At 38.5% G+C, this 26,943-nt stretch carries 22 protein-coding genes and 1 riboswitch; of the genes, 8 read left to right on the plus strand and 14 right to left on the minus strand.

Going from position 1 to position 26,943, the window contains the following annotated elements:
* Window positions 1–93: 93 nt before the first annotated feature.
* From Q0948_RS06460 to Q0948_RS06500, 9 genes are all read right to left on the minus strand, one after another.
* A complete protein-coding gene (locus Q0948_RS06460; RefSeq protein ID WP_038598449.1) occupies window positions 94–387 on the minus strand; it encodes a hypothetical protein in 294 nt (97 codons plus the stop codon).
* Between the two features lie 136 nt (window positions 388–523).
* Complete coding sequence (locus tag Q0948_RS06465; RefSeq protein ID WP_298350055.1) at window positions 524–1,288, minus strand: tetratricopeptide repeat protein; 765 nt, start codon at window positions 1,286–1,288, stop codon at window positions 524–526.
* Between the two features lies 1 nt (window position 1,289).
* Window positions 1,290–3,050 (minus strand): BatD family protein, encoded by a 1,761-nt coding sequence (locus Q0948_RS06470; RefSeq protein WP_363317795.1) that lies wholly within the window; start codon window positions 3,048–3,050, stop codon window positions 1,290–1,292.
* Between the two features lie 5 nt (window positions 3,051–3,055).
* The gene (locus Q0948_RS06475; RefSeq protein ID WP_298350059.1) at window positions 3,056–3,946 is read right to left on the minus strand and encodes a tetratricopeptide repeat protein; all 891 of its coding nucleotides are present in this window, start codon (window positions 3,944–3,946) and stop codon (window positions 3,056–3,058) included.
* A 3-nt stretch (window positions 3,947–3,949) separates the two neighbouring features.
* The gene (locus Q0948_RS06480) at window positions 3,950–4,984 is read right to left on the minus strand and encodes a VWA domain-containing protein (protein ID WP_038598460.1); all 1,035 of its coding nucleotides are present in this window, start codon (window positions 4,982–4,984) and stop codon (window positions 3,950–3,952) included.
* Between the two features lie 28 nt (window positions 4,985–5,012).
* On the minus strand, window positions 5,013–6,017 hold the full coding sequence (locus Q0948_RS06485) for a VWA domain-containing protein (protein WP_298350062.1): 1,005 nt from the start codon (window positions 6,015–6,017) through the stop codon (window positions 5,013–5,015).
* Window positions 6,017–7,681, minus strand: a complete 1,665-nt coding sequence (locus Q0948_RS06490) for a hypothetical protein (protein ID WP_298350064.1) — start codon at window positions 7,679–7,681, stop codon at window positions 6,017–6,019. The genes Q0948_RS06485 and Q0948_RS06490 overlap by 1 nt, the downstream gene beginning before the upstream one ends.
* Window positions 7,682–7,712: 31 nt before the next feature.
* Entirely contained in the window at window positions 7,713–8,579 is an 867-nt protein-coding gene (locus tag Q0948_RS06495; RefSeq protein ID WP_038598469.1) for a DUF58 domain-containing protein, read from the minus strand.
* A 59-nt stretch (window positions 8,580–8,638) separates the two neighbouring features.
* The gene (locus Q0948_RS06500) at window positions 8,639–9,643 is read right to left on the minus strand and encodes a MoxR family ATPase (protein WP_038598472.1); all 1,005 of its coding nucleotides are present in this window, start codon (window positions 9,641–9,643) and stop codon (window positions 8,639–8,641) included.
* A 167-nt stretch (window positions 9,644–9,810) separates the two neighbouring features.
* Between Q0948_RS06500 and Q0948_RS06505 the strand changes: the two genes are divergently transcribed.
* The 7 genes from Q0948_RS06505 (at window position 9,811) to Q0948_RS06535 (ending at window position 15,607) form a co-directional block, all read left to right on the plus strand.
* Complete coding sequence (locus Q0948_RS06505; protein WP_298350069.1) at window positions 9,811–10,677, plus strand: aldo/keto reductase; 867 nt, start codon at window positions 9,811–9,813, stop codon at window positions 10,675–10,677.
* A gap of 10 nt (window positions 10,678–10,687) precedes the next feature.
* On the plus strand, window positions 10,688–11,440 hold the full coding sequence (locus tag Q0948_RS06510) for an SDR family NAD(P)-dependent oxidoreductase (protein ID WP_298350071.1): 753 nt from the start codon (window positions 10,688–10,690) through the stop codon (window positions 11,438–11,440).
* A 23-nt stretch (window positions 11,441–11,463) separates the two neighbouring features.
* A complete protein-coding gene (locus Q0948_RS06515) occupies window positions 11,464–12,600 on the plus strand; it encodes an ATP-binding protein (protein WP_038598480.1) in 1,137 nt (378 codons plus the stop codon).
* Between the two features lie 27 nt (window positions 12,601–12,627).
* On the plus strand, window positions 12,628–13,353 hold the full coding sequence (locus tag Q0948_RS06520) for a metallophosphoesterase (RefSeq protein ID WP_298350075.1): 726 nt from the start codon (window positions 12,628–12,630) through the stop codon (window positions 13,351–13,353).
* Between the two features lie 108 nt (window positions 13,354–13,461).
* Window positions 13,462–14,652, plus strand: coding sequence for a HAMP domain-containing sensor histidine kinase (locus Q0948_RS06525; RefSeq protein ID WP_298350077.1), 1,191 nt, complete (start codon window positions 13,462–13,464; stop codon window positions 14,650–14,652).
* Window positions 14,652–15,242: an NUDIX domain-containing protein gene (locus tag Q0948_RS06530; RefSeq protein WP_298350079.1), complete on the plus strand. Its 591-nt coding sequence runs from the start codon at window positions 14,652–14,654 to the stop codon at window positions 15,240–15,242. The genes Q0948_RS06525 and Q0948_RS06530 overlap by 1 nt, the downstream gene beginning before the upstream one ends.
* A gap of 20 nt (window positions 15,243–15,262) precedes the next feature.
* A complete protein-coding gene (locus Q0948_RS06535) occupies window positions 15,263–15,607 on the plus strand; it encodes a hypothetical protein (protein ID WP_298350080.1) in 345 nt (114 codons plus the stop codon).
* A 7-nt stretch (window positions 15,608–15,614) separates the two neighbouring features.
* On the opposite strand, the gene Q0948_RS06540 is transcribed toward Q0948_RS06535, so the two are convergent.
* The 3 genes from Q0948_RS06540 to greA form a co-directional block, all read right to left on the minus strand.
* Window positions 15,615–16,004: an HIT family protein gene (locus Q0948_RS06540; RefSeq protein WP_298350082.1), complete on the minus strand. Its 390-nt coding sequence runs from the start codon at window positions 16,002–16,004 to the stop codon at window positions 15,615–15,617.
* Window positions 16,005–16,141: 137 nt separating this feature from the next.
* Window positions 16,142–16,492, minus strand: coding sequence for a four helix bundle protein (locus Q0948_RS06545; protein WP_298350087.1), 351 nt, complete (start codon window positions 16,490–16,492; stop codon window positions 16,142–16,144).
* Window positions 16,493–16,551: 59 nt separating this feature from the next.
* Entirely contained in the window at window positions 16,552–17,028 is a 477-nt protein-coding gene (greA, locus tag Q0948_RS06550) for a transcription elongation factor GreA (RefSeq protein WP_298350089.1), read from the minus strand.
* Between the two features lie 190 nt (window positions 17,029–17,218).
* Between greA and Q0948_RS06555 the strand changes: the two genes are divergently transcribed.
* Complete coding sequence (locus Q0948_RS06555) at window positions 17,219–17,641, plus strand: hypothetical protein (RefSeq protein ID WP_298350091.1); 423 nt, start codon at window positions 17,219–17,221, stop codon at window positions 17,639–17,641.
* 130 nt (window positions 17,642–17,771) lie between these two features.
* Here Q0948_RS06555 and Q0948_RS06560 read toward each other — a convergent pair whose 3' ends face one another.
* Complete coding sequence (locus Q0948_RS06560; RefSeq protein WP_298350093.1) at window positions 17,772–19,949, minus strand: TonB-dependent receptor; 2,178 nt, start codon at window positions 19,947–19,949, stop codon at window positions 17,772–17,774.
* A gap of 156 nt (window positions 19,950–20,105) precedes the next feature.
* Window positions 20,106–20,199: riboswitch (TPP riboswitch) on the minus strand.
* Between the two features lie 162 nt (window positions 20,200–20,361).
* A complete protein-coding gene (locus tag Q0948_RS06565) occupies window positions 20,362–26,856 on the minus strand; it encodes a M36 family metallopeptidase (protein ID WP_299231209.1) in 6,495 nt (2,164 codons plus the stop codon).
* Window positions 26,857–26,943: the final 87 nt, after the last annotated feature.

Below are 26,943 nucleotides of genomic sequence, written 5' to 3' on the forward strand. Positions count from 1 at the left end.
TTGGACAAGGCGATGATTTAAAAAGTAATAACGCTTTCGCGAAAAGAGTAATGGGTGACATTAACACAAAGTACTCAAAAGATGAAGTAATCTTTATACGTAATCTGGTGGGGGAGAGCTCACATCTTTAATGTGGCCGTAAGAACTGTCTAGGTAGCAATAAAAAGCTAGTACAGGATCATCTGTACGTATAATAGAAAAACTGAGGTCGTCTGTAAGGAACTTCTCATATTCTTCTAGCTCTTTTTTAGACTCACTTTGTTCCTCTTCAATATCTTGAACAATCTCAATAGAGCTGTCTGATTCAAAGAGTGCTATAAATGATGGTCCTATTATAGAGAAGGACATCATAAAGGCGAGTGCATATAAAGAGATTGCCTTAAACAACGGTTGTTTTTTTAATTAGTAATAAAACTAGCAATAATTGTGATAATGTGCTTTGTTTTAAAAAAATAAATAGAATTAAAGTAGACTTGCTATAAGTTACTTATAATACCTAGAATAACAAAAGTAGAACAAATAACTACAACGCTCTTACATCTGTCGTAGGAATCCAGCCAGTTTTACCATCTGCTAGTTTTATCTTGTTCCAGTTATCTACTGTTTCAAGAATCATCACCTTAGTTCCTTCGTGTAGAATAAAAGCTTGTGTGCTTTTTAAGTTTGGCTCGCTCTTTACTTCAGAAGTTGCAGCAAATACGATAGCTGGGTTGTCTTTAGAAATTTTCGCGAAAGCGTTATAAGCAAACACAAGTGATAAGAGGGCAAGAAGCAAACTTGTCACCGAACTCACAAAAAATAAACGTTTCTTGCCAGAGGCTACAGAAAAGTAGTAGCTTATAAATAGTATTACAAATAAGAATACAAATGCGACTGTAGCATATGCCCAGCCGTCTGTAGTCATAATATTGACAATGCTGTTAAACCATTTTTGAAGTGTGTTTTCTGGCAATGGTGTTATGGCATCTATCTTCATCTTATCTGCAAATGAAGCATTGTTTTTTATGTCACTATCTGCTGGAGCAAGTTGCTTTGCTTTCTCGTAATAGTAAATGCTAGGCGCTACATTATTTAGTTTAAAATGTGCATTTGCAAGGTTATAGTATACGGCGGCGCTTTCTTGATTGCTGTCTAATATCTTTTTATAATCATCTATAGCTTCTTGATACCTGCCCTCTGCATAGTGTGCATTTGCAGTTTCAAAATATTGCTCTGGAGTTTGAGCTATAACAGGTGTAACTGCAAGCATAAGTACAGTTACCGCGATGTATGTAATCAGGTCTCTCATCTTATAATTGTTTATCTATGGCACTTATAACTCTCACAGCTTTATCGTAATCTTGCTGCATTGCCACACTACTGGCTGGGGTATATCTAGCAAACTCGCAACTTTCTAGAAGACTTATAAACTCTATTGTGGTGTTTTGATCTACATCACGTTCTTTAAGTAATCTTGTTATGCGATCTTTAGACATCTCACTGGTTGTAATGTTAAGTTTTGCTTTAAGGTAGTTGTGTAGTGCACGCTCCATTGCGATGTAAAACTCTTTTTGACTACCTAGGTTTTTCTTTGCTGTAGCGAGAAATTTTCTAGCAAGCTTATCTGCCTTGCGTATTCTATTACCCGTGACATCATTTGCATAAGATTCCTTCTTTTTGCGCACAAGTATAGCTATAGGAATCAATAAAAATGGAAGTAGACTAAGCATCCAAAATAGTGTGCTCTTAAAGAACTTTTCTTGCGTTACTGGTTTAAGGTTTGCTGTTGTCTTTATGTACTGAAATTGATTATTTGAAGCAACGACTTGCTGCTGCTTTGTATCATTAGTGTCAGATATTGCACTTGCAGTGTCTGTAGGTCCATTTTCTACTGTAATCACACGCTCTTGTGAGGTGATACGTTCGTAAGACTTGGTCTTAGGGTTAAAGTACGTAAATGAAAGTGGTGGTATGGGGTAACTGCCCTTAAACTGTGGTACAACTGTATACGTATCTTCCTTAAGGCCGCTCATACCGGCAAGATTAGTACGTATTTTATCGCTATTTTCTGGCTCATATACTTCTAGTGTACTTGGTAAATTAGGCTTAGGCAACTCAAAAAGTTTGAGATTTCCTCTTCCTTGTACTTGTAACTTGAGCTGAAAAGCCTCTCCTGCATCTAGTGTATCCTTAGTTGAGGTGACCTTAAAGTCAAACTCACCTACAGCACCAGAAAAGTAATCTGGTTTGCCAGCATCTGGTAATGGTTTTACATCTACCGTTCTTATAGGAGCGCTTACTGTAATATTTGCACTTTTACTAAGTATACGTCCAAAGATGTCACGGCGGTTAGTAGGGACACTTACGGCAACACTTAGACTTAAAGGTTCTATTTCTAGCTTTCCTGTTTTTTGAGGGTAGAGCACAGTACGTCTTAAGATAACATAGCGATAATCTTCTCCTTTATACTTGCCTTCATAAATTTTAAACTGCTTCTCGTCTGCGCTTTGACTCCAGAAGTCTGCAAACTTTGGTGAGTCAAGCTCGCGCCAGTTATTTACACTTGTCTCTTTTGAGACATAAAGCTTGTAAACAATAGTAAATGCTTCATTAAGATAAGGGCTGTTTTTTGAAACCTCTGCCACGAGATGTACTTTTTCTTTTGCCAGATAAGTAGGGTCATTTGGGTCTTTTGGGACCTCTACAGCGGCAGTAACCGTAACTGGTACAGGTGGTGATTTATAGACTTGACCCCCTACTGTTATTTCTGCCTGGCCTATCTCAAGGTTACCACGCTTAGTGGGTGATAATACATAAGAATATGTTTTTGAAAAACTACTCTTACCATTTACCCACTGCCTACTTGTAGTCTGGCTAGGGCCACCTACCACGCTAAAACCTTCAAAACTAGGAGCTCTAAAATTATCTCCATCTTGGTTCATTATAAAATCTACACGTAAACGCTCATTTACACCTAGTCTATTCTTGCTCAACTTTGCATTGAACTGAACGTCTTGCGCAAATAAAACTGTCCCTATGAGTAGAAACAGGTAAACTATGTTTGATTTCATCTTCATTACCAGTCTTTCTCCGTTTTTACTTTTGCACCTTTTACCTTCTGCGCATTTATCTTTTCTTGGGTTTTTTTCTCTTGGTCTTGCATCGCTTTTAGTAAACTTTGCACTTGTTGAGGAGATAATTGCCCTTGCTTAGGTTGCGGTGGTGGTTGTTTTTTATCTTCTTCACCCTCGCCACCATCTTGCTTTTTGTCTTTGTCTTTAGGGTCTCCTTTATCATCTTCTTTCTGCTCTCCCTCGTCTTCTTTTTCTTCGCCCTTATCGTCTGTTTCTTCCTTGTCGCCGTCTTCTCCCTCTTTTTTATCTCCTTCTCCTTTGTCGTCTTTTTTATTTTCGTCTTTGTCCTGGTTTTCGTCTTGGTTTTCTTGGTCGTCATTATCGCTACCACCACCGCCATTGTTTTCCTTTTCTTTTTTGGCAAGTTGTAAATTATAGCGTGTTTCTTCGTCTGTAGGATCTGCGCGTAGGGCATTTTTATAGGCTTCTACAGCTCCATCCCATTGTTCTTGTTGAAAGAGTGCATTACCTAGGTTGTGATATGCTTTGTGCTTTTCTTTTTTAGTTTGGGCAACAGATGCTGCTCTTGCTAGCGCACTTGTGCTTTCTTCCCACTTTTTGTTTTTGTAATAATTGTTTCCTGCATTATATTTTGCAGGTACACTCTCTGGTGTGAGCGAGATGGCTGCTCTTAGATTTGATTCCGCTTTCGCGAAAGCGTCAAAATCTACAACGCCACCTTCTTGGTTTATCATTGCTTCCGTGCCTTCTAGAATATACTCTCTAGCCTCACCCGCCAGCGGATTTTGAAGTGTCTTTCCTTCTTTTGCTTTTTCTTGAGCTATGGCAGTAAAAGCTAGTGTGGCGAGCGCCAGTGTAAGTAACTTTTTCATTGCTTAGTTATCATTAAAAAGGTTTAACTTTTTGAGCCAATTAGTCTTACGGTCTAATAGAAATATATCTAAAAATAAGAACAGTAATCCTGCGCCTAAAAACCATTGAAACTGATCTTTAAAATCTGCAAACTGCTTGGCTTCAAATTCTTTTTTGTCCATACCATTGAGCAAATTCTGTACCGTTTCTACCACTGTGGCAGTGCTGTTGCCGTCTATATATTCACCATTAGCCTGCTCTGCAATAGCCTTAAGAGTAGCCTCGTCTAGACGTGTGATTACGGTCTCTCCGTTTTGATCTTTCTTATAAGATTGTACAATGCCATTGCGCTTGAGAGGTATGGGGCCACCTTCGGTTTTACCTACGCCTATGGTAAAAATGCGTATACCTTCTTTATTTGCTTGTTCTGCTAGGCTCGATGCTTCTCCCACGTGATCCTCACCATCTGATATGATAAACAGCACACGATTAGTTTGCTCCTCATCATTATAATAGGTTTTTGCAAGTTCTATAGCTTCTCCTATGGCCGTACCCTGGCTAGAGAGCATATCTGTATTCATCTGGCTTAAAAATAGCTTAGCACTACTGTAATCTGTCGTGATAGGTAGTTGTGGGTATGCACTTCCTGCATAGGCTATAATCCCTATACGGTCGCTACCCAGACTGTTGATGATTTGAGTAACTAGTTGTTTTGATTTTTCAATTCTATTTGGTGCTATATCTTCTGCTAGCATAGATTTTGAAACGTCTATGGCAAACACCACATCTACTCCCTCGCGCTTTACGGTCTCAAGTTTAGTACCCATTTTTGGGTTAACAAGACCTACAACTAAAAATGCAATGGCAATACAGATCATAAGGACCTTAAGACCTGGCTTAAAATAAGATCTATCTGGGCTTAATTTTTTAAGAAGATTTGCGCTTGCAAATTTCTTTTGAGCACTGCGCTGCCAGATTAATACCCCCATATATAAGAGTATCACCGCAGGTATAGCGAGCAGTAACCAAAACCATATTTTTTCTTCTAATAGATACATAGGTGCCTTTTACAAAAGCATATATTATTTATACAAAACTCTTAAAAACAGTATACTTTAATAATAACTCAATCATAAGTAACAATCCAGCTAGTAAAACTAGAGGCCTGTACTTTTCCTCATAATTTGTATACTTAAACTCTTCTACATCGGTACGTTCAAGTTTATCTATCTCGTCATAGATTTCTTGAAGTTTCTTGTTGTTAGTCGCTCTAAAATATTGACCTCCTGTGGTTTCGGCGATTTCTTCTAGTAGCTCTTCATCTATAGTAACTTGTATATTTTCATACACAAATGTACCGTTAGGGTTACGAGCATAAGGTGATAGTGCCGTACCGTTTGTACCCATCCCGATGGTGTATACTTTAATGCCAAACTCTTGAGCGAGCTCTGCTGCGATACGTGGGTCTATCTGTCCTGCATTATTCTCACCATCTGTCATTAATATGATAACCTTGCTTAATGCTTTGCTGTCTTTAATGCGGTTTACACCCGTTGCTAGCCCCATACCTATAGCGGTTCCTCCTTCTATAATGCTGTTGTACTGTATGCCTTTAAGCGCACTTAGTACAATACTCTTATCACTCGTGATAGGTGTTTTTGTAAAACTCTCACCTGCATACTCTACTAGTCCTATACGATCGTTAGGACGGCCATTTATAAAACTTGAGGCTACTTTTTTAAGTGCTTCCAGTCTATTAGGACGTAAATCTTTTGCCAGCATACTGGCAGATACGTCTATCGCGATTACGATATCTATACCTTTTGTGGTTTTAGTCTTAGTAGATACCTCTACATTACGCGGTCTAGCGAGTGCCACTATAATAAGACTAAGAGCCGCTAGTCTCAAAATAAATAGAAGCGGTCTGAGTTTAGGTAAAATGCTAGTGCTCGTTTTAAAACCTTTAATGCTAGATATTTTTACCGCAGGTGTTTGCTTCTTGCGTTTCCATAAGTACCAAGCGATTGCCACTGGCAGTGCAAGAAACAACCAGAAAAACTCAGGATTTGAAAATTCAAAATTGCTTAGCATTACTTCTCTTCTTCTTTTGCTTGCAGTTCTACACTTTGCATCACGCGCTCTGCGATTTGTTTACCATAAGGATCTTCATCGTGCCAGCTTATAAATAATTGCTGAATCACACTTTCTGACTGAAAAGTTAAAAATGCATACTCACCAGAGTCCATCATTTCCTTTTCTTCGTCTATAATTTGAGTTCCTTTTCCAAAGGTTTTAAGACCTTCAGCACCATTAGGCGTTTTGAACTTTTCATTCTTCACCACATCTGCAGAGAAGCCGTTTTGCTCAAACATCGCAAGTTGATTTGCAATGAGCTGCTCTACTTTTACTTCGGCGTTTTCTGGAAATTTGAATTGAAATACGAGTATAGAAACATTTGCTGGTACTGTAGACCACGCAAATGAGGTTGCCTCCATTTGCCCTTGCGCCTCTGGTGGTAATGCCACTTCTTGTCTTGTAAGAACCTTTGGTGTACTTACAATCATAGATGGCGCTCCATACTCACTGGTAATCCAAGTACCTTCGGCAAGCTCACGGGTCATATTTCCGAAAACAAAATCTTTAACCTCACTATACCCCTTAACAACTATACCTACGGTGGTTGCTACAAGTAAGATGGCCAGAACACCACCTATTGCGGTAAGCCATAGTTTTCTTTTACGCTTTCGCGAAAGCGCTTCTCTATAATCCTCCTGCTTCATAAGTTCTTCTACAGTAGGAGGTGGTAGTGCTTCTTTAGTTTCTTTTACTATTTCTTCTACACTAAGACGGTCTGCTTGCGCCTTACCCTCTGGCGGATTTACACGTGCAAATTTTATAAGGTCTGCACGTTTAAAAATATCTTTAAGCTTTACAATAGTCTCCCTGCTGAAGTCAATGTGACCACTGTCGCGCTCCATCTCAAGACGGGCAATGAGCTCATCTGTTGTGCTCTCCATAGCACGATCATATACCTTCTCATCATAGTAGCGACGTATGGCATCTGTAAGTACAGTGTAGTACTCTTTATATTTTGCTTGAGCGATATAATCTTCTTGATCTAGTGCGTTGAGTGTTGCAATAGCTTGCTCAAAAGGAGGCACATATTTTTCTGCCTCTTTTTGTTTTTTATGACGACGTAGTAAGAACCATAAAAACAAGGCGATGGCAATAAGTACTGGGATGATCCATAACAGGTACTTCCACCACTTGCTATAGTCTCTAGGTAACTCTATAATAGGTTTAATATCATAAAGACCTTGGTTTACAGTGTCTAGTACAACATTGTTTACTTCTACTAGAAAAGTATCTGTCTCTACAGTTTTAGTCCCTATGATTATTTTTTGCTTTGGGATGACATAGCGACCACTATCAAACTGTGTTAAACCATATCTCTTTATAAGCTTTACTCTTGCAGATGTCGAGCTTGCGGTGTCAATCTTATAACTTTCTATAACCTCAAGAGGATTAAAAGTTTGGCCCTCTGGAAAAACCACCGCCTCACCATCATTTGCAAGAACTTCAATCTTGTAATTAATTTGTTGCCCTATAAGAATACTTGTAGAATCTATGGTGGCACGCACATCATCTTGAGCTTGAGACGATGTGGCAAAAAGAAAGCAAATCAAGAAAAACACAAACAAGGCAGACTTAGATATGCCAGCTGTATTAAAGTTATGTTGTCTTGAGGTATTCATTAGGTATTTCTCTTTGGGGTTTTTATCGCTACTAGCCACGTCTTTTAAAGTATCCGAGTAGCTTTTTCACATAGCTTTCATCTGTACGTACATCTATAACACCGGCACCACTGCGCTTAAAGGTTTCTTTAAAGTAAGCAACACGCTCTTTATAGTATACCTCATAGTTTGTTCTTATCTTTTTTGAACTTGTGTTGATAAGTGCTAGTTCGCCAGTTTCTTCATCTTCCATCTGTACAATACCTAGGCTAGGTATTTTTTCTTCTCGCTGGTCATAAATACGTATACCTGTAATGTCGTGCTTATTTGCAGCAATTTTCATTGTTTGCTCATAGCCGTCTGTAATAAAGTCTGAAAGCACAAAAACAATGGCTTTCTTTTTCATCACATTACTAAGGTACTTTATGGCTTGTGCAAGGTCTGTCTTTTTTGAACTAGGTTTAAACTCTAGTAACTCACGTATGATGCGTAGTACGTGAGACTTTCCTTTTTTAGGAGGTATAAATAGCTCTATCTCATCTGTAAAAAGGATGAGACCTATTTTGTCATTATTCTGCATTGCACTAAACGCGAGTGTTGCCGCAATTTCAGTAACAATTTCATTTTTGAACTGCTTGTCTGTTCCAAAAAACTCAGATCCAGACACATCTGCCACGAGCATCATTGTGAGCTCTCGCTCTTCTTCAAAAACTTTAATGTACGGCTCACTATAACGTGCTGTCACGTTCCAGTCTATATTACGCACATCATCACCAAACTGGTACTGGCGCACCTCAGAAAAAGTCATACCACGACCCTTAAAGGTAGAGTGATATTCTCCACCAAAAATGTGATCAGACAGCCTACGTGTCTTGATCTCGATCTTGCGTACTTTTTTAAGAAGTTCTTTTGTATCCAATTCTTTTTGGGACTATAATTTATCGCATAGTAACTACTCTCACTGTTTTACGAGACTGTCTATGGTACTTCTATCTGGTTTACAATTTTGTTTATGATATCTACAGAGGTAATATTTTCTGCCTCTGCTTCATAGGTAATACCTATACGGTGGCGCAGTATATCGTGTACCACGGCACGTACATCTTCTGGTATAACATAACCACGACGCTTGATAAATGCATAACACTTTGCAGCTGTGGCAAGGTTGATACTACCACGAGGCGATGCCCCAAAGTTTATAAGAGGTTTTAAATCTGCCAGGCCATAATTTTCTGGGTAACGCGTTGCAAAGATGATATCAAGAATATACTTCTCAATTTTTTCATCCATATACACTTCTTTTACTGCCTCTTGCGCTCTTATAATTTGCTCTACAGATACTACAGGATTTACTTTTTCATAAGAACCCTTTAAGTTCTGGCGTATGATGAGTTGCTCATCTTCCAGTTTTGGGTAATCTATAACTGTTTTGAGCATAAAACGGTCTACCTGTGCTTCTGGTAGTGGGTACGTTCCTTCTTGCTCTACAGGGTTTTGTGTTGCCATTACTAAAAATGGCTTATCTAGTTTAAAAGTTTCATCACCTATGGTAACCTGCTTTTCTTGCATTGCCTCTAGTAGGGCAGATTGCACTTTTGCCGGAGCACGGTTAATCTCATCTGCAAGAACGAAGTTTGCAAAAATAGGTCCCTTCTTGATGCTAAAGTCTGCAAGCTTCATATTATAAATAAGCGTTCCCACTACATCTGCAGGGAGTAAGTCTGGCGTAAACTGTATACGAGAGAAAGAGCCGTGTACCGCTTGTGATAAGGTGTTTATGGCTAGCGTTTTTGCAAGACCAGGCACTCCTTCTAGAAGAATGTGACCACGACCCAAAAGACCTATGAGCAATCGCTCAATCATATGCTTTTGACCCACAATTACTTTATTCATCTCCATTGTAAGAACCTCTACAAAGGCACTCTCACGCTCAATTTTTTCATTGATTGCCTGTATGTCAATCGATGTAGTATTTTCTTCCATAATTCTTTATTCTAGTAAGCAGAAACTTCTAACGTCGCAAAGTCTCATTTTATTCCTAAAAATCTTGTTAACATTTGGTTAAAAAATATTGAAAATAAAGGGCTTCGCACACATTTCTGTAGTTTTAGAACAACTACTTTTAATAAAACCAAATCTAAAAACTACAGATGCAATTTTCAAGAATAATTCAAGGCTGTATGACCTGGGGCGTTTGGGGCAAGCAATTTAATGAACGCCAAATGGTTGAGACCATACATCACTGCCTTGAGCAAGGTATTACCACCTTTGACCACGCAGATATTTACGGAGATTATACGACAGAGGGTGAGTGGGGTAGCTCTTTCGCGAAAGCGAACATCCCTAGAGAAACCGTACAAATTATAAGCAAGTGCGGTATCCAGATGATGGGTGACAACAGGCCAGAAAACACCATAAAACATTACCAGTACGACAAAGATTACATCATAGCCAGCGCCGAAAGGTCTCTTAAAGAGCTGCAAACAGAGTATCTTGATTTATTCTTATTACATAGACCAAGTCCCCTGCTTGCTCCAGATGAGGTAGCGGCAGCAGTGAGCCATTTAAAAGAACAGGGGAAAATTAAAAACTTTGGACTTTCTAACTTTACGGCTTCACAAACAGCACTTGTGGCATCACGTGTGGCAGTGAGTGCAAACCAGCTCGAAATCTCCATAACAGAGCGCAGCGCCCTAGATGATGGGAGTCTAGACTATATGATGACTAATGGGATCACACCTATGAGTTGGAGTCCGCTAGGATCTGTTTTTAGAGAAGAGACACCGCAGAGTGATCGCATTAAAAAAGCGCTAGAGCCGTTATGCGAAAAGTATAATGCCACACAAGATCAATTATTACTAGCCTGGTTGCTCAAGCACCCAGCGGGTATACACCCAGTTATAGGGACCACAACTGCGAGCCGCATTACAAATGCTGTGCTGGCAGAAAAAATAGCATTAAGCCTTAAAGATTGGTTTACCATCTTAGAAGCTAGCGTAGGAGAAGAAGTAGCATAAAGAAAATATTATGAAAACAGCACTTATTACCGGAGCCACCAGTGGTATAGGTAAAGCAACAGCCACTCGATTTGCACAAGAAGGGATACGTCTCATTCTTTGCGGTCGTCGTGAGGAGGTATTAAAAGAACTACAAAATGAGCTTGGTAAGCACGTGTCTGTGCACACACTTACATTTGATGTACGTAACAATGAAGATGTTACCACTGCGATAGAAAGTCTGCCAGAAGATTTTAATACCATAGATATCTTAATTAACAATGCAGGTAATGCTCACGGTCTGGATCCTATACAAAATGGCTCTATAGATGATTGGGATGCAATGCTCGACATTAATGTAAAAGGATTGCTGTATGTGAGTAAAGCAATTATCCCACAGATGACAGCGCGTAAGAGAGGTCATATCATAAATATAGGCTCTACAGCTGGCAAAGAAGTGTATCCTAATGGCAATGTATACTGTGCAAGTAAGCACGCTGTAGATGCTATAAACCAAGGGATGCGTCTCGATCTTAATAAGCATAACATACGTGTGGGAGCCATAAATCCGGGGATGGTAGAAACAGATTTTAGTAAAGTACGTTTTAAAAATGATGAGGATCGAGCAGATAAGGTGTATCAAGGTTTTGACTGCCTACAACCAGAAGACATTGCAGACATTATACACTTTACAGTCACCAGACCCTATCACGTAAACATTGCAGATCTCGTCGTGCTCTCCACAGCACAAGCAAGCTCTACGATAGTTAATAGAAATGACTAGAATATAACAATGCACAGAGCACGATGATTAATAAACGACTTCTTGTAAAAAATCTTCTCGCTCACAATGACGAGAACAGTTTTTATGACAAGAAGCGTAAGATTGACATTAGCAATAAGGAGGGCAAAGCAAAATTTTTAAAACATATCTGTGCGCTGTCTAATAGCAACCCAAAAAACAATTCGTACATCGTTATAGGGGTAGATGATGGGGAAAATGATATTATGGGCGTGCCGTTTTTTGATGATAGTAAGTTGCAAAACCTCATAAACGCATATCTAGATAACCCGCCTATTATCTCTTATGAGAACATACCATTTCCTAACCTTCCGGCAGATAAGGTGGTGGGCCTTGTAACCATTAGAGCACAAGATAAACTTACAGCTTTACGTCGCAATATTTGGAAATACTGGGGAGGTACAGTCTTTTTTAGAGATGGCAGTATCTCTATGCCTAAGGTCTTTAAGTCTGATATAGTAGATGTAAACAGTGACATTGTTGCTGCAATAGAGAGACACGCAAAAAATAGTATTAAACTCACACTAGACGGTGTGATGGATTTTGTAAATCATCGTCATAAAGATAGGGATAGCACATATAAAGTCTTTAAAGAGCAGTTTGTACTGTGCTGGGCAGGAGTAAAAAAAGTGGTTAAGGGTGAGACTTATTACTCAAGAGTAGATATAGAGCTTATTAATGAGCAGGTAAAACTATTTTACTCTTCGCTGGACGAGGTTTCAATTACCTATGATGAAGATTGTTTTAAGATTTTAGAGTATGTGCATCTCGGGGTACAAGAGCAGTTTAAATATTACCCACTAGAAGAGGTTGAGATACGCTTTCGCGAAAGCGGAACCTACACCATTCATACAAATTTGGTGTTTGAGCCACCTCAGGTAGATAGAAAGACGTTGTATCATATTTTTAATAATAACAATGTTATTTTTTATAAGCTTAAACGTGGTATAGCGCTCAATCAAGGTGAGTGGAAGGATTTATATAATCTATCAAACACATATTTAATTTGTTATCTCAACGGTTTTGATAGTGCAATGCAAAAACTAGTAGAGCTCAAACCTTTTATGAAAAAGATAAGAGGAGGTGCCTACGGTAGATATCGGGAGACAATGCGTATTTTGAGAAAGGTGAGGTATGAATAAAGTATAAAAGAAGTACAGTTACGATTTATGAGAACATTAATTTTTGGAGATATACACGGTGGTTTACGTGCCCTAGAGCAAGCTATGGAGAGGGCAAAGGTTACAGTAGAAGATCATCTCATTTTTTTAGGTGATTATGTAGATGGATGGAGCGAGAGTGCAGAGGTTATAGATAAGCTTATGGAGCTTCAAAAATCAAATAAAACAACCTTTATACGAGGCAATCACGATGACCTCGTACAGCAGTGGCTAGAAGGTAAAGAGATGTCGCCTAAGTGGCTACAGCACGGGGGACAAAGCACTATAGACTCTTACAGTCGTAGGTCTAAAGAAGAGATCAAGACGCATCTAGATTTTTACAAAACGTTTAAAGACTATCATATAGATGAGCATAATAGAATGTTTTGTCACGCAGGATTTCAGAACCTTAACGGGCCTGAGCACGAGTGGCACACCACAGTTTTCTTTTGGGATAGAACTTTATGGGAAATGGTATGTGCTATGCGAGATGATATAGCAGAGAGTGATGCTTTATACCCTAAGCGCTTAAAGCTTTTTACTGAGATATTTATAGGGCATACGCCTACTACTCGTATTAATAAAACAACGCCTGTAAATAAAGCTAACGTTTGGAATCTAGACACAGGAGCCGCTTTTAAAGGACCGCTTACCGTAATGGATGTGCATACTAAGGAGTACTGGCAGAGTGACCCATTACCAACTTTATATCCCAATGAAAATGGTAGAAATTAACTACAAGTATCTCATAAAGATGCGGTCATTTTTTTAATAGATATTGAGCGTGTGTTATAAAATAGTTGGTTTTTGAATTGTCTGTATCTTTAACCCAAATAGCATTGTATGAATTTTAGCGCACAGCCGCATATTGCGAGATGGTTTATTATCATCTCATCGCTTATCATTACCACACTCATCTTGTGGAATGTGTCGCTATTTTTTGATCAACTTAAAGATGCAGAGCAGTCTAAGGTAGAGATTTATGCTGCCGCAATGAGAGCCCTTGCAAATACAAGTGAGGTTGACCTAGAAAGTCGTAATAGAGATACCCGCATATTATCTAATGAGCTTACCTCTTTACAAAGCCTTATCATAAGTGATAATAGAACAATCCCATTATTACTGTATCAACTAGAGGCAGATACTTTTGTGCCTCAAAATATTCCAGATGCAGATAAGCTCTCGCAAGAAGATTTGAGACAGCTAGCCGAAGAGTATGCCCTGGTAAATGAACCTATTGCTATCACCTTTGACGGCGTAGAGGAGCAAACACTATATTATGGCAACTCGGCTATTATAAACCAGATCAAGTACTTTCCTATTGCCCTTATCGTGATAGTTATTCTCTTTATAGCCTTAATTTACTTTTACTATCTCACCTCAAAAGCGGGTTCTCAAAACTTACTATGGGCTGGGATGGCAAAAGAAACAGCACACCAGATAGGGACACCACTCTCATCACTCGTAGGATGGACAGAAATTCTCAAAACAGAAAATGTAGATCCAGACTATATTGCAGAGATGACTAAAGATATTAATAGGCTTGAGACTATTACAAATCGTTTTAGTAAAATAGGCTCTGTGCCAGATCTTAAAAAAGTAGACCTCATTGCAGAGACGCAAGAGGCTTATGATTATTTAAGCAAGCGCAGCTCAAAACTTATCACCTTTACACTAGACATCCCACAAGGGCAACTACCAGTAATGCTTAATAAAGAACTATATGGCTGGACATTTGAAAATCTCATAAAAAATGCCATAGATGCGATGAAGGGTAAAGGTGCGTTAACCATTACTATCACTCGTGATACACGCTTTGCGATTGTTCAAATTACAGATACGGGTAAAGGCATTGCTAAGTCTAAGTTTAATAAAATCTTTGAACCAGGTTTTACCACAAAAAAAAGAGGGTGGGGACTAGGCCTATCACTCGCAAGACGTATCATAGAAGAGTATCACGATGGCCGCATTAAAGTACTGGAGTCTGAGGTTAATAAAGGAACAACAATGCAAATAGCTTTACGTCTCGCATAATGAGTAATCGAATAAAAAACGTAGCAGAAGAGATCATAAGTGATGAGTGGGCAACGCTAAAAAAAGTAACCTACAGTTATCAAAACCAAGACCAATCTTGGAGCGATGTAAAGCGCGAGGTATATGACAGAGGCCACGGAGCCTGTGCCTTGCTTTATAATGTAAAAAAGCAAACGGTCATTCTCATAAAACAGTTTAGACTACCTGCATATCTTGCTGGAGACAATGGTTTTTTAACAGAAGTGCCTGCCGGTATTATAGAAGACGAGGCGCCAGAGCAAGCCATTATACGTGAGATAGAGGAGGAGACCGGTTATGTTATACCAGCACTTACTAGTGTGGGTGATATTTTTACCTCTCCTGGAGCGGTAACAGAGCGCATTTTTCTATTTGTAGCACCTTATGATGATGCTCAAAAAGTAACGGATGGTGGCGGTCTAGATAGTGAAAACGAAGATATTGAGGTGGTTGAGTACGCTTTCGCGAAAGCGTTACAAGACGTAAAAAAAGGTGTTATTAAAGATGCCAAAACAATTATCTTATTACAGCACCTGGCACTCTCTGGTGTGATGAAAACATCCAATTTGTAACGTGCAAGCGTATCACATTTATGAAAACAACTTATAAAACCATACATACGGCTGCCTTGCAGTGCAACTGCCCAGAGTGTTATAGTAATAGTGGCTTAGAGTTAAGCTTTAAACAGGAGTGGAAAGATACCTTCTGGTCAAAAAAGGCAACAGATGTCGTGAGAGAAGAGTTGGTTTGTAAACATTGCGATTTTCCTATCTACCCCGTAAGCTGGACCGAAGATATTGAGCGCCTTTATGAGTACCATAATAAGCTTGCCAAAAAGGAAACGTATAAAAAATTAAAAGCCCAAACCTATATTATAGGACTTGGACTTTTAGTTATTTTATGTGTCGTTATTTATGGAGTAATAACATATTACTAGTAGTATTCTATAAAGCTTTCTTTATATCACTTATAAGCTCCTTAAATTTATCATCTGTAAGAGATACTTTTTTTTCAAATCTTATGTCATCCATATCTTGTAGCGGGATGAGGTGTACGTGCACGTGTGGTACTTCAAGACCTATGACAGATACGCCTACACGTTTACAAGGAACTGCCTTCTCTAGAGCGATTGCTACCTTGCGAGAAAAACGCATCAGGTCAAGATACTCTTGTTCCTCTAGGTCAAAAATCTTGTTAACCTCTTTTTTAGGGATACAAAGGGTGTGACCTTTTGCATTAGGGTTTATATCTAGTATTGCGATATGCTTATCATCCTCTGCAACAATGTGGCCGGGGATTTCTCGGTTTATGATTTTTGTAAAAATGCTTGACATATGTAGAAATTGAAATTGAAATTGAAACTGAACTTGAAATTGAACTTGAAACTGAAATTGGACTCGAAACTGAAATTGAACTCGAAACTGAAATTGAACTCGAAACTGAAATAGAACTTGAACCTTGAACAGTTTCCTTAATTACTATTTTTAATCCTGGTGACGATAATTCTTATGAGTTGGTCGTTTTCATCTCTTAGCGTGTTGAGGCTATTTTCAGGTAATATATTTGCTTTTACTTGAATGTTGAGATTTCGCAAACTTTCACTAAGTTCTTTTAAACATATTCTGAGCTTATGAATCTTATCTTTAGCGGTTCCAGCTCCTAAAGCTTCTCCATAGTTGAGAGCAGAAGAGCAAGAAGAACGTATGAGTTGCTTGGCTAGATATTCTCCGGCAAATGATGAAGGCTTATTGTTGTAAAGTATAATAATCGCAGCAGCAAAATCTTCCAGTCGCTCACTTAAATCGAAAGGTTTGTCGCTCATACTATAATTATTTAGCCAACTTCATTTTGTAACTTCAATTTCGAGTTCAACTTAGTTCGTTAGTCTCTAGTGATTGATACTACGTCAAATTTCATTATTCCGCTAGGCACTTGTATTTCGGCAACGTCACCTACTTCTTTGCCTAGAAGTCCTTTACCTATAGGTGAGTCTACAGAGATAAGTCCTTTCTTGATGTCGGCTTCATTTTGAGCTACTAGTTTGTAGGTCATTGTCGCGCCGTTAGTCTGGTTTTTAATTTTTACGGTAGAGTGTACCAGCACCTTTGAGGTGTCTAGTTGCGACTCGTCTATAATGCGCGCGTTTGAGGCAAGTTCCTCTAGTTTTGAGATACGCATTTCTAGCATTCCTTGTGCTTCTTTGGCAGCATCATATTCGGCATTTTCACTCAGATCTCCCTTGTCACGTGCATCTGCAATATCTTGTGATGCCTTAGGGCGCTCTACATCACGTAGGTGATTAAGTTCGTCTTTAAGTTTTTTAAGTCCTTCTGGGGTATAGTAATTTACCTTGCTCATAATAGATCCGGTTTTTAGTATAATTAGTATTAAAATGATGTGTCAATCTCTCAAACACAAAAAAAGTCCCTCTTCGGGACGTGCCTTACGAATATACGAAATATTTTAAATCCTTTCTCGTTTTATAGTACCTTGCGAGCTTTATAGGATTAAAATTACGCTTTCGCGAAAGCGTATCAAAAACAATATTATGCGTCACATTTGTGCTTTACTTTTTACTCTAGTTCTTATTACTTCTTGTTCTGAAAGTGATGATGGCGGCCAGCGCAATCCCTTCTTGCTAGATGTAAATTTTTCTACACAACTTAGTGCGATACAGGTGCTCGATCTTGAGATACCTAGTAACCCTATTTATGTGTCTAATGGTGGTTTGAGAGGTTTTTTTGTAATTAACACCGGTAGTGGTCTTATTGCCTGGGAAGCATCAGATCCTAACCACGCTCCAAACGACTGCTCTAGAATGGTGATAAACGGTATAAACGTTTTCTGCCAGTGTGATGATGCGCATAGTTATAACTTATTTACAGGGCAGTCTAATGATGAGGTGTTGCCTTACACGATGCTTAATTACAGAGTAAATGAATCTGGAGGAACGATTACCGTGTTTAATTAAATGAAAAGAAGCCATCTTAACAAGATGGCTTCTTTTGTTACAAAGTGTATTACAGTCCCCCAACTGCTACAAATTGTTGATTATTTGACACTTAAAGTAAGCTAAAAAAACATAAATTCAAAATTTAGTTTTAAAACTTCATCGTAGCACCTACTAGAAAGTTAATCCCAGCCTGTGGATAAAAGCCTGCTCCCTCTATAGTTGTGATCTCATTTGGTACAGAAAAATCATCATCATAGGTAAAGAAGTAACCGTTTGATACATATTCAATATCAAATATGTTATTTACTAGCGCGTTAAACACGATAGACTTAAATACCGGGATATCTTTAAGCTCATAAGTAACATTTAAGTCATTTGTAAAGTAGCTATCTAGTTTAGAAGTCTCACTGTCTATATTACCTAAGTATTGCTCACCTACATATTTAGATAAAAGGCTTATTCTAAAGTTTTGTGCTGGCTTGTAAGAAATGGTGTTACCGGCAACTAGGTTAGGCGAGTATGAGATATCTGTATTACCTAGGTTAGTAAGCTCACCGTCTCTCTCAAAAAAGAAATCTCTGTTTTTATTTGTGCTTATTGCAACATTAGGCTGTACAGTAATTTTATCTGTTATAGCGATTGCCGCGTCTATCTCAATACCAGCTCTAAAGCTCTCTCCACTATTTGCACGTATAGGTGCTCCTACGTCATCTAGCGCTCCAGTAAGTACCAGCTGGTCACGGTAACCCATATAGTATCCGTTTACATTAAGGCTTACCTTTTCTGTATTATGGCGCCATCCTAACTCCCAGTCGTTAAGACGCTCGGGACGTGGTGCTCCGTTTTCAAAATCTGTACGGTTAGGCTCTCTGTTTGCTCTAGCAAAAGATGCATACAGCTGGTTGTTATCATTTACTCTATAAGAAAGCCCCGCTTTTGGGTTAAAGAAACTATAATCTTCATCTACAATAAATTCGGCAATGTCAGAGTTAATCCCGTCTGTTGTGTATGAGATAAAACGTTGCTGTAAGTCAAGGTAACCACTCCATTTTGAGTTGAAACGGTAGTTCGCTTTCGCGAAAGCAGAAAACTCCTTCTTCTTACCAGTTCCAAAATAGTAATCATCACCTAGTTCACTATCACTGGCAAAACGTGCCCAAATCACTTCGCCAAAATGGTCACCGTCATATACACTTCCGTATAATCCACCTACAAAGTCTAGGCTTGTGTCCTTATAATTTACCGTAGCGTTTGCCACATAAAAGTCATTATCTAGCCAGCGACGTCTTATAATATCTGAGGTCTCAAACGTCTCATCACCTATAACTACAGGAGCAATGCTGTAAAATGCGAGATCTTCATCTTCTTTATATTCTTCAAAGAAGCCGCGACCATACGTGTAGTTAAGGCTAAGCTGTGTACTCCAGTTGTTATCATAACGCTGGTTCCAGTGTAGCTGGTAGTGATCTTGCTTGTAATTATCTACTTGATTATCGTGAAAACGCGTTACACCATTCTCATCTGTAAATTGACCAGCTGGGTTAAACGTTCTATCTTCTGCAAGTGTCTCTGCGTCTATGCCAAACCAAGATTGATATGTCACCTCAGATCCTGCAAAGTTAACTAACTTAATAAGCGTGTTATCATCTGTATAAGCTGCTTGTAAAAAGTAAGACTTAAGGTCTGAAGATGCTCTATCTATATATCCATCAGACTTTATTTGTGATAATCTTCCCGATATCTCTATATGATCATTAAGTAACCCTGTGCTAAACTTCACATTGTGACGACGTGTTGCAAAAGATCCAAATGAGTTAGAAATCTCACCATAAGCCTCCTTAGAAATAGCATCTGTAAGAATGTTAAGACTTGCTCCAAAGGCTCCAGGTCCGTTTGTAGAAGACCCTACACCACGCTGTAACTGTAAACTCTCTACAGAAGAGCTAAAGTCTTGAAGGTTTACAAAAAACGTAGTTGCGCTCTCTGCATCATTATAAGGGATACCATTTATAGTTACATTGATACCTTGGTTACCAGTACCACGTACTCTAAAACCTGTATACCCTATTCCCGCACCAGCATCTGATGTGGTGACAACACTAGGCAAAAAGTTAAGCTGTGTAGCGATGTCTTGACCTAAGTTACGCTGGGCGATTTGTGCCTTTGTAAGGTTAGAGTGCGTGATAGGTGAGTCTGCTTTTACTCTTACAGAGCGTACCAGTACTTCATCTAGCGACTCCACTTTTGTGGTGTCAATAACAGTAGTTTGTTGGGCAGTAGCAGTGATTGCTGCAAGTGCCATCATACTTAATAGGATCTTTTTCATCCGTAATTAGTTTGGTTACGAATACAAAGGGCAAATATTCCTTAAATGTTAGTATAAAACATACCTGTGCTATGCGCACATATTGAAGAGGGTGTGCTATAAAAGCACGTCTCAAGAGTAGTGTTACCTTCATAAAACTACGCAGTTGTAGTTTTAGTAAGATCTCTTTCTCATTCCTAAACAGCATTACCTGTTCTAGGTTCAATGGGTATAATCTCAGCTTATTTAAAAGCACCCCTTTGAGATGCCGCAAAGATATACTAGAGTTTTTGATTATCAAGCATACTATGCGAGTAAATTTTAAACCAATATAGGTCATAAATACACGCATTACATTACTTATACAAATCAAATAGGCCAGAAATTTTAATTTCTGGCCTATTCGGATTAAACAAAAGAGTTGCAATTAGGATTACTCTACAATAAGCCTTTTGGTAGTCAAATTATTAGACTCGTCACTTAGTTGGACTAAGTAAATACCAGTATTAAGGTTACTAATATCAAAACTAGTTTGAATTTGATTATTCCTAATCTTTTCAGTAACAATGAGCTTTCCTAGCATATCATAAATTGTAATACTCTTTAGAGTATTATTTCCCCAAGTGATTTGAACACTTGATGATGCGGGATTTGGAAAAAGTAAAACTTCATTCCTAATAAATTCTTCTGTACTTAATCCACAAACATTATCTGGATCTGTAATGTTTACTTCAACAGTACAAGACGTAGCATTACCTGAATCATCTGTTACAGTAATTACTACATCTACGTTACTTGCAGCTGCTTGGAGTGAAACATTATCTATCATTGCTTTTGCAGGTCCAGAAAAATCCTCTGGAATAAATGCACTAAATTCTAGCGTCACTTCTTGACCTCTATAGGCTAATAAGGTAGCCGTCAAATCTAGAGAGATAGATTCATTTCTAGAGGTGACCCCATCTGCAGGAATAAGATCTTCATAAATAACCTCAATTTCAGAACCAGAATTGTCATATAGAGCTACTTCAAGTTTTCTACTTTCATTGCCGTTATAATCAAAGTTTGCCACCCAATCAAAACTCAAATTAGCTTCAAAGTCATTGTCATTAACAGTAGTAGGTATTAAAACACTCTGAAAAAGTCTATACCGTGTGTTTTCACCACCATCAAAAGAGGTGAAAGCGGCATAAGAACCGTCTGTGGGAGACACTTCGTCTACACAACAACATATGGTTTGAGAGTTTTCTTCAACTTTCCAGGGTTGAGTACATCCTCCGTCATCACTTCCATTTTCAATTGTAGAGGTCCAAAAATTTAAGTCGTTTTCAAAACTTCCGTTTTCAATTATCTCAGTGAGAGATATTCCAGCATATTCATCACAAGTAATCTGCGCTGGAGAAATCTCTATCTCAAGATTTGTATCACAATTATCAAAAATATCACCTGTAACAAGATCCTCAGCTGTTAAAGTTACAACACCAGAACTATCTAAAACCACGTCTATTGAGGGTAAGCAGTTAACCACAGGGGCAATGTTGTCAATTACAGTAACCGTTGAGGTGCATTCACTCGTGTTTCCATCTGCATCTGTTGCTGTTACAGTTACTATGTTTTCACCAATGTTAGAACAATCTAATTGATTAGGAGTTACCGTAAAAGTAAGCGCTTCACCATTGCAATTGTCTACAGGTAATGTTCCTAAAAACATTAAGTCTTTTATATCAGAATATGAACCTGTTGGGTTTAAGAGTAAATTAGCCTCTTGACTAGTGAGGTCAACAGTGTATATAACATCGCAGCCAAATGTGGAACTCGCAATAACCTTGCCTTGCCCAACATATTCTATACCTTGAGCACTACAGCCACCATTACTTCCAGGAGTAAAGAAAGAAAATAACTCTGTTACCGTACCAGTAGAGTTGTCAATGGCAAAAAGATTTACTGGGTTAGATCCTGTGGTGTATAGAATTCTATTTTGATCAGTATCATAGGTCATTCCAACAGCTCCAGCAGAGTCAACAGTAGCAATAGCTTCTGTATTGCCAGAATCTATATCATAACTGTTAATCTCACCACCATTAAACACCATATAGAGTGTTCCGTCTGTCCCAAAGGCCATATCTTGAACTTGATTTGATCCATTTACAGAAAGTACTTCCGAAATAAAAGTAGGTTCTCCATCCCCCTCTTGCAAATCAATACTATAGAGAGCTCTACTTCCTGTTTCTGGCACCCTTCTTAATAGATATAGTTCACCAGTTAACGGATTTTGGTCAAAACTATAATTTCTATCTGATCCAGTACTATAAGAGTAAGAAGAATCTAGAATTAAGTCATTAGTCGTGGTGTTATAACTATATTTTGCAATGTTTTGATTACCAGAGAAAGGATTTAAAGCGTAGAGTGTTCCCATTTCAGATTCGCCAGCAGCACCTAGTAAGAGCGCAGCATCTAGGACAACTACACCATTTTCATCGAGATTTACGGTTATATCAGTACAATCTAAATCTGGAATTGCACCAAGTATTTCTATAGTCTGTGTTGCTTGGTCTTGAAGTCCACAAGCGTTAGTGTACGAGTAGGTGATTTCATAAAATCCTTCTCCTATTGATGGGTTTAGTGTGAAATCTATACCATTATTATTATCGGTTACTCCTGGACCAGAATATACTCCACCAGCAGGAAACCCTCCTCCCAGAATAATTTCACCTTGATCTAGACAAAATGTGCTGTCTGTTGCAAATGTAACATCAACTGTTGTTGAAACAAATGCTGTACTTGTGCAAGTTGTTGTGTTCCCTAGACTATCTGTTGCTGTAAGAGTAATTACATTTTCTCCTAAATTAGAACAGTCAAAAGTACTAGGGCTCACCTCTAAAGTTAAAGGCTCGTTAGTACAATTATCAAGGGGCTTTTGAGAATACAATAATAGGTCCTTGATATTTGGGTATGACCCTGTAGGATTAGCTAGAAGAGACGTCTCAAAAGAAGTGAGATTTACCTTATAAAGGATGTCACAAGAAGATGTTCCCCCTGCCATTAAAGTGTCGTTTCCTATGTATTCCAAGGCTTGCGCTGAACAAAACTCACTAGGCCCTGGTGTAAAAAAGGTTCCTATATTGTTAAAGCTTCCGTTAGAGATATTTACATCATAGATGTTTACTGGTCCAGTGCCTGTAGCATATAATAAACGATCATTGTCAAAATCATATGTAATACCTATAGCGCCAAAAACATTTATAAACGTAAAAGGAGATGAAGCCCCTGTCTCTGTGTTTATAATTTCAAGTTCTCCATTATTATATATGCCGTATAGGTTGCCGTTGTTGTCAAAAGTGATATCTACTATTTGATTACTGCCATTTGACGAGACTAAACCAGAAATAAGTAGTGGGTCTTCTGAGGGAGCATTAAGATCAATTCTGTAAAGAGATCTTACTCCTCCAGCCACTTCAGAAGCTACTAAATATACTTGACTAGTTTCTGGGTGCTTGTCAAAACCGTAATTACGATCTAATCCCGTAGAGTAATTAAAGCCTGAATTAAGTTCAAGGTCACTACTAGTTTGATTAAATTGATATTCAGCGATATTCAATACCCCAGAATTTGGATTTAATGCATACAATGTGCTTTCAAGATTTCCCGTAAAGGTACTTGAGTCAAAAATATCTTCCCAAGATACGGTTGCTACTCCCTCGTCATTTAAAGAAACGGTAATATCTTGACAAGATACATCCGGAATACTAGAAATAACTTCTAGTGTAATAGCGGCTGTACCATTTATACCACAAGAATTTTCAGATTCATAAGAAACCGTGACAGAACCTTCGCCCGTCACAGATGGGTCAATTGTAAATGTTTGCCCATTTCCATCATCTATAACACCTGTTCCAGAATATACTCCACCAGTAGGAAGCCCTCCACCTAAAGTGACGCTAGTTTGATCAGCACATAATACTTCTTCTTGTTCAAATGTTACAGAAACATCAGAGATTATAGTAACCGTAGCTGTACAGCTTGATGTGTTACCCTCACTATCTGTTGCAGTTGCTGTTACTATATTTTCTCCTAAGTCAGAGCAGGTAAAGGTATCAATGTCTAAAGTTACAGTAGTTGCATTTCCACAATTATCAGGAAAACCTCCAGCATTAGGAATGAATGCTATAAAATCATTTGCTAGAGTAAACTGCGTGCTATTACGTTCATCAAGTACGTAACCCTCGGTGCCGTCAGCATTTTCTATCCCTTGGCTCATTGTCCCAGATTGTATTATTTCAGTGGTATGTATTTCTATCACTGAACTACCCTCAAACAACTTTAACTGTGTTGTTACTTCTGGAGTAGAATCACAACATAAGGATATATCAATAAAATCTAATACAAATACTCTGTTAGGAGCAGCACCTATTGTCGTGTATTTAACGATTCCATTCCCTCCTGGAGGAAAAAGGTCTGACCAGGCGAAAGCGATATAATTGTTTATGGCACTTTGACTTGGAATAAATTCTCCAGAGCAACAACCAGAATTACTATTATTTTCAAAAGTTAAAAACCCGTTAGATGAAATAATAGCAGTTGAGTATGTCTCTCCAAAAAAATTAAAATCAAACCCTAGAGGTACAGGTCCTGAGGTTTGATCATCAGATAAGTTTAAGCTAGTGCCTCCAGTAATATTCTCCGGTGAAAATATGCCAGATTGATCTATGGTATAACCATCTCCAGGTAAAAAATTAGTCACCACATCTTGAGGAGCGATTTGTGCATTTCCTTCGGCGTCAAGTGTTACTGTGATGTCTTGACATTCAATAATAGGTTCGTCAGATTTAACACTCAGGATTGCCGTTGCTGTATCGCCTCCATCGTCACAAGTAGAGTCTGCAACATAAGTAATAACGTGATTATTTATACCAGCTATTGTAGGGTCAAATGTGAAAGTTTGCCCATCTCCATTATCTGTTACACCTGGACCAGAGTATATACCTCCAGTAGGTAAGCCTCCTCCTAAAACAACAACATCTGCAGAGAGGCATATAGGCTCTTCATTTAATTGAAAAGATGTTGATGGAGAATCAAAGGCTTCTACACCATCAAAACGGTTAAAAGAAGAACCTTGACTAGCACTCAACCCTAAACCTCGTTTTGCAAAAGCATCCCAGATACGACACTGATTTGCTCCTCCATATAGTGTAAGATCTGCCGCGAGTATTGCATCACGACCATCTATAAAACCTGGATTACAAGGTTGTAATTTGAGTCCTTCTGTAACGAGGGCAATAGCAATATTATTTCCGCCAGTACCATTATAAATATCTGGGTCAAAACCGTATTCTTCAATAAGGTTCCAAGTCATCTCCCATAGCATTGCTGCCCATACAGAACCTACACCGTGAGGGACAGAAGTGCTTTGAATACTGTTATATGTACGAGGATCTTGAGATAAGTCTGTTGTATAAGGAAAGTCACGTATACCTGGATCATCAGGCCCTTGTTCGAATAGCCAGTTGCCTACAGGTCTTAAATCTGTTGCAACATCTTCTGGCTTTATTGTCATAACAGCACCATACCAGTCACTCCATCCTTCTCCCATTTGTTCATCGTTAAATAGGCAGTCAGAATTTGCAGCCCCACCGGTAAGACGTGTAGAGATGCCGTGGCCATACTCGTGTATGATTACTAAGTTGTCTAAATCTCCGTCTCTAGAGCCACAGGTATACATTTGCATTCTACCTGAAACTCCATCTGGAGAAAAACTAAAGTTTGCATTACACTCACCAGAACTGTCTTGAGCCTCAGCATTCACTTGGTCATTACCTATACCTCCATTATCATAATTGTTTTCTTGATAGTTACCGCTAGCCTCGTCAAAACCATACTGGTATAGTACGTCGTGTATGACATTATTCCAATAAAAAAGATTTGTAATAGCTGCGCTTTCAGATTGATTTCCACTACTAAAAACAGTGTTTAATGGATAATCAAAGAAAAGGCCTGCTCCTCCATCTGGTTGAAATCCAGGATTATCACCATCTTCATATGCATTTACATTATTTCCTCGTGTAACTGTATACTCAGCACCAGTGACACCATTTGTATCGTGCCACCCAAACGGTGAGGCAACAGTATTAAAAACTCCAGAAACTTGAGAGCGATCACCATCAAAAGGTGAAGCTAGTGGTAGTGGATACACTGTATACGTACCCTCCATAAAAGACGCATCCACTGGAGGAGAAGCTTTCAATATTTTATTTTCCGCTTTCGCGAAAGCGGTTTTATGAGCACTCTCACTGTGATCGTGATTTACAGTACAGGTTAAGGTTCTATTCTTTTTAGAAAGTATATCACCATTTGTAGCATCAACAAAGAAGTTGTACCAATTTTTGCCTTGGGTCTCATTTATAAAAAGTTCCCAAGTAGCAACTAGGGCTCCTTGATCTGTAACAGTAAAGACTTTTTTTACTGGAATAGGGTCACGAGATATGTACGCATTCTTAAAGGTTCTAGTGTTTGTTTTTGCATCATAAGATATTTGATTTAATCCACCAGATGTGTACCCCATTTTAGTCATCACAGATTGTATTGCTGCGGTTTCATTAAGTACGTGCGAGGTAGACTTTACACGAGTTTCTATATCCCTATAGAAGTTAATGTGACTCTGTACTGGCTTACCGTTTTTAACGTGAACACTACTTTCTGTTCCAATAACCTCAATACCATTATACGTTTGTCTAAAATAAATGTGTTGTATACCGCTTGTAGAACTAGTGTGCTCACTTGTTATTTGGTAAGCAGCGATATCAGAAGGTTTAAGTTGTTGTTTTGCAATGTGAGAAACAAGAATCTTATCAATGTCTCTAGAGGTAGACTGAGCGTTTATGGCAAAGGAGAATAGACATAGAACCGCTACAAGTGCGCGTAATTTTGTGATCATAAATATGTTGATTGATTGATGAAATAATTAATGGCTATAAACTTAAGAAATTTCTTACTATATAAATGAAATCTTGAAAGTAATTTT

Origin of the sequence: uncultured Dokdonia sp., from assembly GCF_947496725.1 — a bacterium.
GTDB lineage: Bacteria > Bacteroidota > Bacteroidia > Flavobacteriales > Flavobacteriaceae > Dokdonia.